Consider the following 12,161-nt stretch of genomic DNA (forward strand, 5'->3'; position numbering starts at 1 on the left):
GGGCCGGATCTACAGGTGGTGTCAGACGGTCAGGCCTGGCCGACCTCGAAGCGCGAGAACGCCACGACGGCGGCGCCCGCCTCGTCGAGGATCGCCTTCACGGTCTTCTTCGAGTCGGTGACCGACGGCTGGTCCACGAGGACGACGTCCTTGTAGAAGCCGTTGACGCGGCCTTCGACGATCTTCGGCAGAGCCTGCTCCGGCTTGCCTTCGGCCTTCGCGGTCTCCTCGGCGATCCGACGCTCGTCCGCGACGATGTCCGCAGGGACCTCGTCACGGCTCGCGTACTTCGCCTTAAGGGCTGCGACCTGCATAGCGGCACCGCGAGCGGCCTCCGCAGCGGTGTCGCCCTCGCCGGTGTACGAGACCAGAACGCCCACGGCGGGCGGCAGGTCCGACGCACGCTTGTGCAGGTAGACGGCGACGGGGCCGTCGTAGGCTGCGACGCGCTGCAGAACCAGCTTCTCGCCGATCTTGGCCGAGAGTGCCTCGACGGCCTCGGCGACGGTGCCGTCACCGAGCTTGGCGGCCGACAGTTCGGCGACATCGTTGGTACGCAGCTCGACGGCTGCGGTCAGGATGTCGTCGGCGAGCTTCTGGAACTCGTCGTTCTTGGCGACGAAGTCGGTCTCGCTGTTCAGCTCGACCATGACACCGTCACGAGCGGCGACGAGGCCCTCGGCAGTGGAGCGCTCTGCACGCTTGCCCACGTCCTTGGCGCCCTTGATACGCAGCTCTTCGACGGCCTTGTCGAAGTCACCGTCGTTGTTGGCCAGTGCGTTCTTGCAGTCGAGCATGCCCGAACCGGTCATTTCGCGCAGACGCTTCACGTCCGCTGCGGTGTAGTTCGCCATGTGAGGCGATCCTCCTTCTTAGGATTCTTCGGTGTGACGAGTCGTCCGGTGGCGCAGAGGTCTTATTCTGCGGCCGGAGCGGCCGGTGCATCGGCCGGAGCCGCAGCAGCCTCAGCGGGAGCGGCCTCGGCCGGAGCCTCGGTCGCTGCAGCTGCAGCCTCAGTCGCTGCTGCTTCAGTCGGAGCGGACGCCTCGGTGAGCAGTTCCTGCTCCCACTCGGCGAGCGGCTCTGCGCCTGCTTCCGGCTTCGCATCGCTCGAACCCTGGCCGGCACGCGCCTGCACGCCTTCGGCGACTGCCGACGCGATCACGCGGGTCAGCAGCGCTGCGCTGCGGATCGCGTCGTCGTTGGCCGGGATCGGGTAATCGACGACGTCGGGGTCGCAGTTGGTGTCCAGGATCGCGATGACCGGGATGTTCAACTTGCGGGCCTCGCCCACGGCGATGTGCTCTTTGTTGGTGTCGACGACCCACACGGCCGAGGGGACCTTGGCCATGTCGCGGATACCACCGAGGGTCCGGACGAGCTTGTTCTTCTCACGCGTGAGCATGAGGATTTCCTTCTTGGTGCGACCCTCGAAGCCACCGGTCTGCTCCATGGCCTCGAGCTCCTTCATACGCTGAAGGCGCTTGTGCACGGTCTGGAAGTTGGTGAGCATGCCACCAAGCCAACGCTGGTTCACGTACGGCATGCCGACGCGGGTCGCCTCAGCGGCAATCGACTCCTGCGCCTGCTTCTTGGTGCCGACGAACAGGATCGTGCCACCGTGGGCGACGGTCTGCTTGACGAACTCGTAGGCGCGGTCGATGTACGACAGCGTCTGCTGCAGGTCGATGATGTAGATGCCGTTGCGGTCGGTGAAGATGAAGCGCTTCATCTTCGGGTTCCAACGACGGGTCTGGTGACCGAAGTGTGCGCCGCTGTCCAGCAGCTGCTTCATGGTTACGACAGCCATGATTGTCCTCTCTAGCAGTTCGACGTCCTCCCCCAAGCCGGGTTCGGACCCTGGCGTCCGCAATCGCCTGCACTCCAACCGATTCCGCGGTTCGAGACTGCGCAGGACGACCGGTAGACCGGGCACTTGCCGTGCCGGTCCGCGCGGACGCGCGAAGTCACCCGAGACATACCCGGGTGCGTCGGAAAGACTACTCCGATACCGCGCGACCAGCAAAATTAGCGAGTTTGCACCACCAGCGATCGTGTTCTGCTGATCGCTGGGCCGCCTCGTTCTGGTCACCGCGCTCTGTTCGCCGCGTTTTGTTGATCGTCTGGTCGGGTGGCGCGTCGCGGAACCGTCCGCGGGACCGGTGCGTCTGACCTTGTATGAGATCACTCCGCTCGATTGCGCTCGCCTGCGTCGTACTCGCGTGCGTGGTAACCCTGCTGCCGTTCGGAGCGGTTGCCACATCATCACCCCGAACGGCCTACGACTGGCCGTTGACTCCGCGACCGGCGATCGTTCGTCCTTTCGACCCGCCGGAGAAGCGGTGGCAGTCCGGCCATCGAGGCCTAGATCTGGCCGCCGCACCGGATGCGGCGGTGCTGGCCGCGCGGGCCGGCACGGTGCACTTCGCGGGCCTGGTCGCGGGGAAGCCGACGGTGTCGATCCGGCACGGAGACGGAGTCTTGACGACATACGAACCGGTCATCGCACGGGTGCGACGCGGCGAGCACGTCGGGCGCGGCCAGGTGATCGGCGTGCTCGCCGCCGGCCACGAGGGGTGCCGGGCGGCGGCGTGCCTGCATTGGGGTGCGCGACGCGGAAGCGGCCGGGACGCCGTCTATCTGAACCCGCTCGGACTACTCGGCGTGCTGCGGGTTCGGTTGAAGCCGCTCACGCCCGAGGATGCGCCTGGTCGTGCACCGCGCGCAGTCGCTCGACGCTGACATGCGTGTAGAGCTGTGTCGTCGACAACGACGAATGCCCGAGCAACTCTTGGACTACGCGCAGGTCCGCGCCGCCTTCCAACAGGTGAGTGGCGGCGCTGTGCCGCAACCCGTGCGGACCGATGGAGCCGCCGCTGCCGTCGTCGGTAGCCCGGTGAACCACAGTGCGCGCCATCCTCTGGTCGAGGCGGCCGCCTTTCACCCCGAGGAGTAGCGCCTCCCCGGACGCCGCCGTCGCCAGTGCCGGTCGGCCTAGGCGGACCCAGTCGGTGAGCGCCACCTGCGCTGGCCCGCCGTACGGGGCCGACCGCTGTTTGTCGCCTTTGCCGATCACGCGCACCACGCGTCGGTCGGGGTCGACGTCGCCGAGGTCGAGTCCACACAGCTCACCGACGCGGATGCCGCACGAGTAGAGGAGTTCGACGATCAGCCGGTCGCGGAGCGCGACGGGGTCCGTCGGATCGGCGGGCGCCGCGGCGTCGACGGCTTCGGCGGCGGCCTCTGCGTCGAGGACATGCGGCAGGACGCGGTGGGCCTTCGGCGCCTGCAGTCGCGCGGCGGCGTTGGTCGCGACGAGACCGTCGCGCTGCGCCCACGCGAGGAACGTCTTCGCCGACGAGACCTGACGTGCGATCGATGATCGTGCCGCGCCCCGGCGCGTGTGCTCGGCGAGCCATGCGCGCAGCAGCGCGAGGTCGATGTCGGCGAGATCGACACCGCGCGCGCCCGCGTAGGCGATCATGCCTCGTACATCGCCGATGTACGCGCGCACCGTGTGGTCACTGCGCGCCTTCTCGTAGCGCAGGTGATCGGCGAATGCACCCAGGACGTCGGACATAGTCTTCAGAGTAGGTCAGTGCGTCCCGGGTGGGGCTGTACGTCCAGGTAGGGCGGGCGACGCTTAGGCCTTGGACCACGCGGCTTCGTCGGCGTCGTGCACGGCACGCTGATCGACCTTCCACTGGCGGAAGCCGTCCTCGGAGCGCCCCCGGCGCCAGTAGCCGGAGATCGATCCGGCGCGCGCCTTGCCGACGCCTCGCTCTTTGCGGATGTACGGACGGAGGTTCTTCATCACGGCCTGAGCTTCGCCGTGGATGAAGACCTGCGGTTCGCCGTCGAGCCACTCGGCCGCTTTGACAGCCGCGATGACCGGCGCGTTGTCTCCGGCGACGTCGTCGGGCGCATCGTCGGATCCGTATCCACGGTGCACCCAGGTGATCTCCGCGCCGGCCGGGGCGTTCAGGTCGAGTTCGTCGTCGGGTCCGGCCACCTCGATGAAGACCTTCGCCACGGCGTCGGCCGGCAGCGCCTCGACGGCGGCGGCAAGCGCGGGTAGGCCGGCTTCGTCGGCGACGAGCAGATGCCAGGGGGCGTCCGGGTCCGGGCGGTAGCCGCTGCCGGGCCCGAAGAATCCGATTGTCTCCCCTGGCTGTACGTGCGCGGCCCACGGGCCCGCGATGCCTTCGTCGCCGTGGACGACGAAGTCGATCGAGATTTCCCTCGCTGCCGGATCGTAGGTACTCACGGTGTACGTGCGCAGAACCGGCTCCGCACGGTCGGGTTGCGCGAACTGGAGCTTGACGTACATGTCGGTGTCATTGGTCGCTTGAAAATCCTCGAAGCCCGGTCCGCCGAGCCAGACCCGGCGCATGTGCGTCGTCAGGTCCTCGGTACGCAGCACCGTCATCGTGTTCTGTCGCCTCGCCATTGCGTAGCATCTCCTTCTTAGGTGATCCTAATAACCTACCTGATCTATCGCCGAGCGGGGTGCCGGGCGGCAGGTGTACAACTGCATCCATGACTACCGGGGGACGGTCCATGACTTGCACACGCGTGGCCGCTGCGGTGTGTGCCGTCGCCGCGCTCGGCGGGGCCGCCTCGGCATGCTCGTCCGACGAGGACGCTCCCGGCGGGCTCACCGCGGAACTCCGTTCATCGACCGAGAGTAGTCCCAGCGGAGCCGTCCCGCGCCTAACGTTGTTGGTGCACAACGACTCCGATGCGGCGTGCTCGCTGCCCAAGCACGGTATCGGCAGCGCGATCGTCATGTCGGTGACACGCGATGGAACCGACGTCGCACCGACTTTCCGACCCATACCAACGTTCGCCCCGTCGATCGACGCGGTGCGGGCCTCGCTCACCCCGCTGCCACCCGGGGCGTCGCTCGCCCTCGACATCCAGACCTCGACCGATCCGGCGACGATCGCGAGCCACCGCATCGACGGCGACGGCACGCTGGTGCGGACTACGTGGCCGACCGTCGACCGAGGCGAGTATCGGGTGACCGCGGCGTTGACGACGCCGCCGGCCGCGGCGCGCGGCGATCTTCCGCCGCTCTGCGCGCCGGCCGAGGAGGCGACGGCGACGTTCACCGTGGAGTGAGACCACGCATCACCCCGATCACAGTCGCGTTCGAGGGGTCACCTGTGCAGGCGCCACCGGCCTCCCTCCTCGTCGATGAGGCCCGCGACGTCGAGGGCGGCGAGCGCACGGCGCACTGCATCGACGGGAATGCCCGCACTGAACGAGATCTCGTCGATCGAGATCGATTCGCGGGCGGGCAACGCCTCGATCACTCGGAACTGGTCGGGCGGCAACCCGTCGGTGTCGCGGTTCGGTGCCGGACCGCGTGTGTCGGCACCGTCCGGCGCGACGAGGGAGCCAACCTGGTCGACGTCGGCGACGAGCGTGGCCTGGCCGTCCGCGATCATCGCGTGCGTGCCGACCGAGGTCGCACTGGTGACTGCGCCGGGCACCGCGCCGAGCGGGCGACCCAGGCGGGTCGCCCACGCCGCGGTGTTGGCTGCGCCCGACCGTCGACCGGCCTCGACGACGACGGTCGCGCCCGACAGCGCAGCCACGAGCCGATTCCGGGTGAGGAAGCGGTGTTTGGCCGCCGTCGTTCCGGGAGCGTATTCGGCGACGACCAGACCACGCGTTGCGATCTCCTGTAGGAGCCGAGCGTGACCGGTCGGATAGTCGCGGTCGACGCCGCACGCCAGCACCGCGACCGTGAGACCGCCCGCCGCCAACGATCCGCGGTGCGCGGCACCGTCGATCCCGTATGCGCCGCCGGACACTACCGCCCGGCCGTGCGCGGCCAGGCCGGACGCGAACTGCCCGGCCACATACTCGCCGTACGACGACGCCGCCCGCGACCCCACTAGTGCGACGGCGGTGTCGCCCAACGACGACAGGAGGCCAGGCCCACGCACCCACAGCGCGAGCGGTCCGCCGCCGCGCGCAGATGTCGATGCGCGATCGAGTGCCGACAATGACCAGCCGGGCCACTCGTCGTCCCCGGGCGTCACGAGCCGTGCGCCAACCCGGTCCGCCGCATCCAGATCCGAGACGGACGTGTCGGTCGCGTATCGCGCTTCGGTCGCGGCGAGCGCCGCGACGTGGCCCGCCGGCGCCTTCCGGTCGCGCACCGCCGAGGCTGCAGCGACCGGGCCGACTGCGGATACGAGCGCGATCACGGACGCGGACGGCGGTTCGGCGACGGCGGCGAGGTACGCCCACGCCCGGCGTTCGGCGTCGTTCATGTCGGTCATCTGCCTGTCCCCCGGTCCCGGTACATCAATGCTTGTGTGACGTCGTCGACGTCCGGTCGCTGCGTTCCGCGCAGGTCGGCGAGCGTCCACGCGAGCCGGAGGGCGCGGTCGGCGCCACGCGCGGTGATTCTCCCTTGCCCCAGGAACGCTTCGATGGGTCGCATCGCGTCGGGCGCGAGACGATAACGCCGTCTCAGTGCGCTGCCCGGAACTTCAGAGTTCGTCAGCCAGCCGTGTTCGCGCCATCGTTCCCGCCCGGCAGCTCGCGCCTGCGCGACCCGCGCGCCGACGACCTCCGTCGACTCCCCCTGCTCGGTCATCAGCGCGGTGTTCCCGGGCGGCTCCATCTGCACGCGGATGTCGACCCGGTCCATCAACGGTCCGGACAACTTCCCGAGGTACCGACGTCGGACGATGGACGTGCATACGCAGTCGACGTCGTTGACCGGTGCGCACGGACACGGATTCGCCGCGAGGATCAGTTGAAACCGTGCCGGATACGACGCGGTGCCGTCGCGGCGCGACACTCGGACGACGCCGTCTTCGAGGGGTTGACGCAGCGAGTCGAGGACCTTCGCGCCCATCTCCGCGCACTCGTCGAGGAACAGCACGCCGCGATGTGCTCGGGACACGGCTCCCGGTTTGGCCATGCCGGTCCCGCCACCGAGGAGCGAGGTAATGCTCGCGGTGTGGTGTGGTGCGATGAACGGTGGCGTCTCGATCAGCGGGCGGCGGGCCGGGAGTATCCCGGCGACCGAGTGAATCGCGGTCACTTCCAGGGATTCGTCCGGTCCCAGCGGCGGGAGTATTCCGGGCAGGCGGCACGCGAGCATCGTCTTGCCGATGCCCGGAGGCCCGGTCATGAGGATGTGGTGCGCGCCGGCGGCGGCGACTTCCAGCGCGTGTCGCGCCGCTGGCTGGCCGACGACGTCGGTCATGTCGGGGATCGGTGTCCGAGCTGACGCCTCGCCCGTGGCTGACACGGTGTCGAGCGCGCGCTCGCCGGCCAGCCATGCGACGACGTCCGAGAGCGAGTCGGCTCCGCCGATGTCGAGGCCATCGACGAGTGTCGCCTCTCGGATGTTCGCGATCGGGACGACGGCACGTCGGAATCCGGCGTCGCGCGCCCCAAGTAGCAGCGGTAGGACTCCGCGCACCGGTCGAACGCGTCCGTCGAGAGCCAACTCGCCGATCATCACTGTCTCGCCGAGCAGCGAAGTTTGCGCCTGACCTGTGGCAATTAGAACGGAGATGGCCATCGGCAGGTCGAACCCTGCTCCGGACTTCGGCAGGTTCGCCGGGGCGAGTGCGACGACGATCTTCTTTTCGGGGAACTTCGCACCACTGTTGCCGATCGCGGCGCGCACCCGGTCCTTGGCTTCGCGGACGGACGTGTCGGCGCTGCCGCTGACGATGAAGCCGGGCAGCCCGTTGCTGATGTTGGCTTGGATCTCGATGACGTCCGCGGCGAACGCGTTGAGCCCGACGGAGTGGACTCGCCCTAATCCACTCATGACCGCGTCCTCATTCGACGACGCCGGTGTGATGGGCCAGCGTCGCTCGTTCGAGGTCTTCCGGATCGGCGATGTCGAGTTGGATCGACACGATGTCGAAACGGACTATCGGCCAATACCGTTCCTGTTCGGCGAGCCACTGCCGGGCGACCAGACGCATCGTCCGCAACTTCTGCGGGGTGACCGCGGCGACCGGATCAGTGAATGTCCGGCTCGCGCGCGTCTTCACTTCGACGATCACGAGCGTCCCGCCGATCGCGGCGACCACGTCGAGTTCGCCGTATCGGGTCCGCCAGTTCCGTGCCAGAATCTCCCAGCCGAGACTGGCGAGGTACTCGGCTGCCACGTCTTCGCCGAGTCGACCTATTTGTCGGCGCCGGTCCGGGCGCGTCGTCTTCTCCCCCATGCGCAGACCATGACCGACTGACCCGACGAGCGGAAGGCGATATCCGGCTGGACCACCGATCTGTGGAAAATTCGGCGATCATCCACAGATTCACCTGGGCTGAATGATTCCCTACCCAGCCCAGTCGTGTGGCATCCGAGCCGAACACCGCACGCGGCCGCCGCGCAGCTTCAACGACACGTTCGCAAGAAGTGAAGTTGCGGGATGCCCACTCACGGCGTGTCGGGAAGACTCAGTTCGGCACGTTCGAGTTCTTCGACATTGACGTCCTTGAACGTCACCACACGCACCTGCTTGACGAAGCGCGCCGGTCGATACATGTCCCACACCCACGCGTCGGACATGTGGATCTCGAAATAGACTTCACCGTCGTTGCTGCGCGGGATGAGGTCGACGCCGTTCGCGAGGTAGAAACGACGCTCGGTCTCCACCACGTAGGTGAACTGACCGACGATGTCCTTGTACTCCTTGTACAAAGACAGCTCCATCTCGGCTTCGTACTTCTCGAGATCTTCAGCGCTCATCATGCAAGCCTATCGCGGACGTTCCGGTACGAGAGTCGGTGCTCGGCTGACGGCCCGAGCGCGTCGAGTCGAGCCATGTGGTTGGCCGTGCTATATCCCTTGTGAACTGCGAAGTCGTAGCCCGGGACGGCCTCGTCGAGTTCGACCATGATGCGGTCGCGGGTCACTTTTGCCAACACCGACGCCGCGGCGATGCAAGCGGCGTTCGCGTCGCCTCCGATCACCGGCAACGACGGTGCCGGCAGTCCGGGGACTTGGAAGCCATCGGACAGCACGTAGCCGGGACGCACGTCGAGTCCCGCGACCGCGCGACGCATTCCCTCGATGTTGGCGACGTGCACGCCGATCCGATCGACTTCGGCGGCTGGAACCACCACGACGCTGTGGCTGACGGCGTGCCGCTGCACGGCGTCATACAACCGTTCACGTGTGGCCTCGGACAGCCGTTTGGAGTCGTCGAGGTCGGCGAGGGACTTCAATTGAGTCGGCCCCAACACGCATGCGGCGACGACGAGGGGGCCTGCGCATGCACCGCGTCCGGCCTCGTCGACGCCGGCCACCGGCCCCAACCGGTGCCGAGCCAATGTGAATTCCAGGGTGCGCAGCGACGCTGCTTTACGGACCGGCGAACGCGGCGGCCAACGATCGGTGCGGGTCATCGTGCATCAAGTCTCTCGGCGGGTCAGCCCTGCGGGTCGTGGTCGCCGACGCCGCCGATCCGCGAGAACGGGTACATGATGAAACGGACCTTGCCGCGAATGTCGGAGATCGGGACGGTGCCGTGGTATTCGTCGCGCTGATGCGCCCGGGAGTCGGACGAGTTCGACCGGTTGTCGCCCATCACCCACACGTTTCCGTCCGGAACTTTGAATGGTTCGATGTCGTTGCCGTAGCACGAGCCGCCGCCGAGGGCCCCGTCGGTCTCCGTGCTCGTGTCGACTTGTAGATCCTTATCGATATAGGGCTCGTCGAGGGGCTTTCCGTCCACGGTGACGCCCTTACCGTCAGCGTTGTGGCATTCGACGGTCTGGCCGCCGGTCGCGATCACTCGCTTGACGAGGTTGTTCTCGTCGGGCGGCTGCAACGCGAACCACGAAAGTACGTCCTGCACCTTGTGCACGACGGCGTTCGACGATCGAGGCGACTGCCACACGTCGTCCCACGATTCGGACGGCGCCTTGAACACGATCACGTCGCCGGGTTTCGGGTCGCTGAACCGGTACACCATCTTGTCGATCACGATGCGGTCGTTGGTGCAACCGTCGCAGCCGTGGAGCGTCGACTCCATCGACTCGGACGGCACCACGTACTGCCGGAAGAAGAACTGAGTGAACACGAACATCAACGCCAGAACGATCGCCACAACGATCGCGACCTCCTTGGCGATCCGCGACCAACCCGAACCCGTCGAGTCGCCGCCATCATCCGCGGCGTCATCTGAGTCGTCTCTGATCACGAACTTCGGCTCGTCGCCGGTGCTGTCATCCACTCGAACAGCGTAGCGACTGTACCTGTGAGAACTAGAACGCAGTCCGCCGTGCCGCCCAGGAGCAGTCTCATCGACGTGAGGCGCACCGTGGACGCAGAAAGGCCCCGGCCACTGCATGTGCAGCGACCGGGGCCTTTCGAGGCACCGTTAGATCAGCGCTTTTCCTTGATCTTCGCAGCCTTGCCACGCAGGTCGCGCAGGTAGTACAGCTTGGCGCGACGGACGTCGCCGCGGGTGACGACGTCGATCTTGGCGATGTTCGGGCTGTGCACCGGGAAGGTACGCTCGACGCCGACGCCGAACGACACCTTGCGGACGGTGAAGGTCTCGCGCACGCCGCCGCCCTGGCGACGAATCACGACGCCCTTGAAGACCTGGACGCGCTCCTTGCTGCCCTCAATGACCTTGACGTGCACGTCAAGGGTGTCACCTGCGGCGAAGTCGGGGACGTCGTCGCGCAGCGACTGCTTGTCGAGGAAGTCGAGGGTGTTCATGTGGTGATCCGTTTCGTTCGGCTGGACAGAGGAACCTGGCGGCCCGCTGGAATACGGGTTCGACCGGTTCGTGCCCGAATCATTGGTCTTCGTGCGCTGTGCGACCGACAGGTCGACACACGCAACCTGAAACATTCTGCCAGACGATCATGCTGAGACGAAATCAGTGCGACGCCTGGTCACAACGTCGGATCGAGTTCCTGGTCGACATCAGCGCCCGCGGCGACGGCCGCGTCGTTGTCGATGTCGGCGACCGCGGCGACCGGCGGCGGCAGGACAGCAGGCGTGACGAGCGGTGCGGTGCCGAGTAGCAGTTCGCCCTCCCTCGTCGACCGAAGGTAGGCGGCGCTCGAGTGTTCGTCGTCGTCCTTGCGGCGAACGGCACCGGGCCCCATCGCCGGGCTCGCGCTCGACGCCCTCGCTGCCGCCGAGGAGCCAGCCGACGCCGCCGGCCCGGACGATGTCTGCCCGGCCGGCGACGTGCCCGCCGCACCGGGTGCCCGCATCGGCGAGGTCAACGACGACGTCGGACCGCCAGCCGAGATCGGAAGGCCCGTAGTCAGAACGCCGGGAGCCAGAACCCCCGGAACCAGGACACCCGAACCGATCGGCGAAGTTGACGCCGGACCTCCAGCTGCCCTCGTCGCCGTTGGCGTCCCGGCGACAGCGCCGCTGGGAGACGGCCCAGACCCTGCAGGATCGGATCCGGTTCTCCCGCCGACTGAAGTGGTGCTCGTCGCCTGCGACCGGTCGACGTCCGGAACCGGTGGACCGCCGGCCGAGTTCAGTGGATCGTGAGTCGACCCGGTCTGCTCGCTTCCATTGCCGGCGTGCGCGGTGCCGGTCGCCACGTCTCCCGGACCAGTCGCCGCAGTGTCCGAGCGCCGCACCGTGTCGACGGTGTCGGCGCCCCCGGGATAGGAAGCATTCCCGACTGTCCCCAACGTGCCCGACGTCGGCGCCGCGGGCCGGTTCGAAGACGCGCTCGGCAGAACGACGACCCGCGCCGTACTCGACGACATCGGCACGTTGTAGGCGCCAGTCATCAACCCTTGCAGGGTCGACTCGACCGCGATCCGAATTTGAGGCATCGTCCCGACACCGAGGAGCCGCGCGATCCGTTCACGGTGCCCGATACTGGCGGCGAGCGCGGCCGATGCGTCGTCCAGAGCGCTCGCACCGGTCTGCAATCCTGTGACGGACGCGTCGACGAGCGTGGCGAGCGCCGTACCGCTCACGGTAGAAGCGTCCGCCGACGCCCCCGCCAGAACACCGCCCGACGCGAATGCCGCGGACAGTCGGGCAGCGACCGCTTGCGCTGCCGCGACAATACGTCGAATCTCGGCTGCATCGGCTGCTGCCGCACCGGCGTTCATGGAGTCGATGCGTGCGAGGGTCGATTCAATGTCGGTCCAGACGGTGCCCACATCAGGTCAGA

The 12,161-nt window shown here is 67.5% G+C and carries 14 protein-coding genes; 2 read left to right on the top strand and 12 right to left on the bottom strand.

The genetic code is table 11. The features are described 5' to 3' along the window. Positions 1-29 precede the first annotated feature (29 nt). Both tsf and rpsB read right to left on the bottom strand, forming a co-directional pair. Positions 30-854, bottom strand: coding sequence for a translation elongation factor Ts (gene tsf, locus MP11Mi_RS17995; RefSeq protein WP_420040232.1), 825 nt, complete (start codon positions 852-854; stop codon positions 30-32). A gap of 62 nt (positions 855-916) precedes the next feature. Beyond that, positions 917-1,810 carry a 30S ribosomal protein S2 gene (rpsB, locus tag MP11Mi_RS18000; protein ID WP_420040233.1) on the bottom strand — a complete coding sequence of 298 codons (894 nt, stop codon included), beginning with the start codon at positions 1,808-1,810 and terminating at the stop codon, positions 917-919. Positions 1,811-2,178: 368 nt separating this feature from the next. Between rpsB and MP11Mi_RS18005 the strand changes: the two genes are divergently transcribed. Next, positions 2,179-2,742 carry a M23 family metallopeptidase gene (locus tag MP11Mi_RS18005; protein WP_420040234.1) on the top strand — a complete coding sequence of 188 codons (564 nt, stop codon included), beginning with the start codon at positions 2,179-2,181 and terminating at the stop codon, positions 2,740-2,742. Here the strand turns inward: MP11Mi_RS18005 and MP11Mi_RS18010 are convergent. Continuing rightward, on the bottom strand, positions 2,690-3,580 hold the full coding sequence (locus tag MP11Mi_RS18010) for a tyrosine recombinase XerC (protein ID WP_420040235.1): 891 nt from the start codon (positions 3,578-3,580) through the stop codon (positions 2,690-2,692). The two genes, MP11Mi_RS18005 and MP11Mi_RS18010, sit on opposite strands and share 53 nt — an antisense overlap. A 63-nt stretch (positions 3,581-3,643) precedes the next feature. Then, on the bottom strand, positions 3,644-4,450 hold the full coding sequence (locus MP11Mi_RS18015) for a siderophore-interacting protein (protein WP_420040236.1): 807 nt from the start codon (positions 4,448-4,450) through the stop codon (positions 3,644-3,646). A gap of 110 nt (positions 4,451-4,560) precedes the next feature. On the opposite strand from MP11Mi_RS18015, the gene MP11Mi_RS18020 reads away from it, so the two are divergent. After that, complete coding sequence (locus MP11Mi_RS18020) at positions 4,561-5,124, top strand: hypothetical protein (RefSeq protein ID WP_420040237.1); 564 nt, start codon at positions 4,561-4,563, stop codon at positions 5,122-5,124. A gap of 38 nt (positions 5,125-5,162) precedes the next feature. On the opposite strand, the gene dprA is transcribed toward MP11Mi_RS18020, so the two are convergent. The 8 genes from dprA to MP11Mi_RS18060 all read right to left on the bottom strand — a co-directional run bounded on the left by dprA (position 5,163) and on the right by MP11Mi_RS18060 (position 12,150). Continuing rightward, on the bottom strand, positions 5,163-6,296 hold the full coding sequence (gene dprA, locus MP11Mi_RS18025; RefSeq protein ID WP_420040238.1) for a DNA-processing protein DprA: 1,134 nt from the start codon (positions 6,294-6,296) through the stop codon (positions 5,163-5,165). Then, positions 6,293-7,810, bottom strand: coding sequence for a YifB family Mg chelatase-like AAA ATPase (locus tag MP11Mi_RS18030; RefSeq protein WP_420040239.1), 1,518 nt, complete (start codon positions 7,808-7,810; stop codon positions 6,293-6,295). The genes dprA and MP11Mi_RS18030 overlap by 4 nt, the downstream gene beginning before the upstream one ends. Before the next feature lie 10 nt (positions 7,811-7,820). Then, a complete protein-coding gene (locus tag MP11Mi_RS18035) occupies positions 7,821-8,216 on the bottom strand; it encodes a YraN family protein (protein ID WP_420040240.1) in 396 nt (131 codons plus the stop codon). Positions 8,217-8,428: 212 nt separating this feature from the next. Continuing rightward, the gene (locus MP11Mi_RS18040) at positions 8,429-8,740 is read right to left on the bottom strand and encodes a DUF2469 domain-containing protein (RefSeq protein ID WP_420040241.1); all 312 of its coding nucleotides are present in this window, start codon (positions 8,738-8,740) and stop codon (positions 8,429-8,431) included. Continuing rightward, entirely contained in the window at positions 8,740-9,399 is a 660-nt protein-coding gene (locus MP11Mi_RS18045) for a ribonuclease HII (RefSeq protein WP_420040242.1), read from the bottom strand. Before MP11Mi_RS18045 ends, MP11Mi_RS18040 begins: the two co-directional genes overlap by 1 nt. Before the next feature lie 23 nt (positions 9,400-9,422). Then, the gene (gene lepB / locus MP11Mi_RS18050; RefSeq protein ID WP_420040243.1) at positions 9,423-10,229 is read right to left on the bottom strand and encodes a signal peptidase I; all 807 of its coding nucleotides are present in this window, start codon (positions 10,227-10,229) and stop codon (positions 9,423-9,425) included. Positions 10,230-10,381: 152 nt separating this feature from the next. Then, positions 10,382-10,723, bottom strand: coding sequence for a 50S ribosomal protein L19 (gene rplS / locus MP11Mi_RS18055; protein WP_420040244.1), 342 nt, complete (start codon positions 10,721-10,723; stop codon positions 10,382-10,384). Between the two features lie 179 nt (positions 10,724-10,902). Then, positions 10,903-12,150, bottom strand: coding sequence for a hypothetical protein (locus MP11Mi_RS18060; RefSeq protein WP_420040245.1), 1,248 nt, complete (start codon positions 12,148-12,150; stop codon positions 10,903-10,905). Between the last annotated feature and the right edge of the window lie 11 nt (positions 12,151-12,161).

The organism is Gordonia abscondita, assembly GCF_032711245.1.
Taxonomy (GTDB): domain Bacteria; phylum Actinomycetota; class Actinomycetes; order Mycobacteriales; family Mycobacteriaceae; genus Gordonia.

Bases quoted from the DNA above. Each gene is read 5' to 3' on its own strand.
- tsf (WP_420040232.1), bottom strand. From the start codon at position 854: ATGGCGAACTACACCGCAGCGGACGTGAAGCGTCTGCGCGAAATGACC.
- MP11Mi_RS18020 (WP_420040237.1), top strand. From the start codon at position 4,561: ATGACTTGCACACGCGTGGCCGCTGCGGTGTGTGCCGTCGCCGCGCTC.
- MP11Mi_RS18005 (WP_420040234.1), top strand. From the start codon at position 2,179: ATGAGATCACTCCGCTCGATTGCGCTCGCCTGCGTCGTACTCGCGTGC.
- MP11Mi_RS18035 (WP_420040240.1), bottom strand. From the start codon at position 8,216: ATGGGGGAGAAGACGACGCGCCCGGACCGGCGCCGACAAATAGGTCGA.
- MP11Mi_RS18010 (WP_420040235.1), bottom strand. From the start codon at position 3,580: ATGTCCGACGTCCTGGGTGCATTCGCCGATCACCTGCGCTACGAGAAG.
- dprA (WP_420040238.1), bottom strand. From the start codon at position 6,296: ATGACCGACATGAACGACGCCGAACGCCGGGCGTGGGCGTACCTCGCC.
- MP11Mi_RS18045 (WP_420040242.1), bottom strand. From the start codon at position 9,399: ATGACCCGCACCGATCGTTGGCCGCCGCGTTCGCCGGTCCGTAAAGCA.
- rplS (WP_420040244.1), bottom strand. From the start codon at position 10,723: ATGAACACCCTCGACTTCCTCGACAAGCAGTCGCTGCGCGACGACGTC.
- rpsB (WP_420040233.1), bottom strand. From the start codon at position 1,810: ATGGCTGTCGTAACCATGAAGCAGCTGCTGGACAGCGGCGCACACTTC.
- MP11Mi_RS18040 (WP_420040241.1), bottom strand. From the start codon at position 8,740: ATGAGCGCTGAAGATCTCGAGAAGTACGAAGCCGAGATGGAGCTGTCT.
- MP11Mi_RS18030 (WP_420040239.1), bottom strand. From the start codon at position 7,810: ATGAGTGGATTAGGGCGAGTCCACTCCGTCGGGCTCAACGCGTTCGCC.
- MP11Mi_RS18015 (WP_420040236.1), bottom strand. From the start codon at position 4,450: ATGGCGAGGCGACAGAACACGATGACGGTGCTGCGTACCGAGGACCTG.